This is a genomic window from Chloroflexota bacterium, from assembly GCA_015478725.1.
Lineage (GTDB): Bacteria > Chloroflexota > Limnocylindria > Limnocylindrales > CSP1-4 > C-114.
Genome location: JADMIG010000102.1, coordinates 1 through 1,569, shown reverse-complemented (window position 1 = coordinate 1,569; position 1,569 = coordinate 1). Strand labels below are relative to the sequence as shown.

The following is a 1,569-nucleotide window of genomic DNA, read 5'->3' as shown; positions in this document are numbered from 1 at the left end:
GGGTGTATGAATTAGTTGTTCAGGATAAAGTGATGGCGATGAAGCCAAAAGGCGTCATAGGAGCCATTCAAGACGGCAATGCGCAGGGCTAAAATGGCGGCGAGGCCGCCTGGAGTCCAACGCATGCCGCACCGCTTAGCCCGTGTGGCGACCACCGTCTTGCAAGCGGCTTCGGCAATGCCACTGCCAATGTGCATTCCTTGAGCGCGGAAAGTCGGATAGTCCATGCGGGCGGCATTGGTGGTGAAATAGCCAAGGGCTTGCTCTGGAATGCTGCGGGTGTGTCCAGGAGGCGGGGGAATGGGTGGAAGAGCCGTGATGGCTGCCAGGAGATCGCAAAGGCGTCCTTGCTCCAGATGCTGGCAGGCGGGCTGCGCCCAAGCCGCAGCCTGGGGCGAGGCTCGTCCGAAGACGGCATGAGCGACCTCCCAGACATGTTGTTTGGCATGAAAGAGATCAACGATTTGCACGGCTCTGGGAAAGTGCTGCTCGGCTTGGTTCCAAATCCAGGGAGCCCCATCTCCGAGAACGACCACTTGAGTGGCAACCGCCAATCCGTGCTCACACGCCCGCTGGTAGAGCAAGGGGCCAAACGCTTCGGCACAACAACGACGGGCGACATAGGCTTGGGTCTCAGCGGTATCCACGAACACCCCGGGAGCCAGTTCGGAGCGGTGTTGCCCGCGTGCTGCCACAAACACCGCTCCCACCTTGATTTCGCGATAGACATCCCCTTTGCGCTGCTCTTCTTCCTTTTCCATCGGCACACTCCCCCGGCGGACTCGCGCCAGGACCCCATCGGTCTCCACATACAGCCGCTCGATCGACGGTGGCGTCGTCTCCGGCGAACTGGGCTCACGACTGCACGCTTCTGCTGCTTCCTGCCAATGGTCCTCAACCTCACGTTCCTCTTGTTGGAGAAGGGCCTGCCCCACCGGCTGAATCACCGTGAGAGCTTGCCGTGCCGACATCTGCAACGGAAACAGCCGACTGAAGGTCTCCGCCGCTTCCTCCAGCGTCAAGGAAGCACACAAGTACCCCAGCAGCCTCTGCACTCCGGCACTGGTGCGCTGCTCCTCGATGCCCCATACGGCGTCCGCCGGAGCCTCTCCATGCGAACACCCAAGCCGTTCTTCGGACTCCTGCTCCTCTCGCTGACAGCGGTAATACGCCCGTCGCACCGTCACTTTCCCAAACAGCGTGAGGAGTTGTTTGGGACGCTCTCCCATCAACCGTTGCTCATGTCCGCACTTCCCCACGCGCCGTTTCGTCGGCAACGCCTGGGCCGTTTGCCCGCTGACCAGTTCTTGCAGAACCGTTCTGCCCAAGCGAAAGACCATCTTGAGGACTTCTTCTTCCACCCCCATCAAATCTCCCTCTTCCACACTCTGCATCCGTTCTATCATCTGGCCTATCTCTGCTTCTGCCCCTTGCATCAGCTTCACTTTCACGGTTTCGTCCGTTTTCATCTGTAGAGTCTCCTTTCTGGACTACCTTGATGTTTCCAGATGAGGATACTCCTTTTTCTCTTTCTTGCCTACCCTTTCCTAACAACTAATTCATACACCC

The 1,569-nt window shown here is 58.9% G+C and carries 1 protein-coding gene; it reads right to left on the bottom strand.

Going from position 1 to position 1,569, the window contains the following annotated elements:
• Nucleotides 1-11 precede the first annotated feature (11 nt).
• Nucleotides 12-1,469 carry an ISKra4 family transposase gene (locus IVW53_15940; protein ID MBF6607054.1) on the bottom strand — a complete coding sequence of 486 codons (1,458 nt, stop codon included), beginning with the start codon at nt 1,467-1,469 and terminating at the stop codon, nt 12-14.
• Nucleotides 1,470-1,569: the final 100 nt, after the last annotated feature.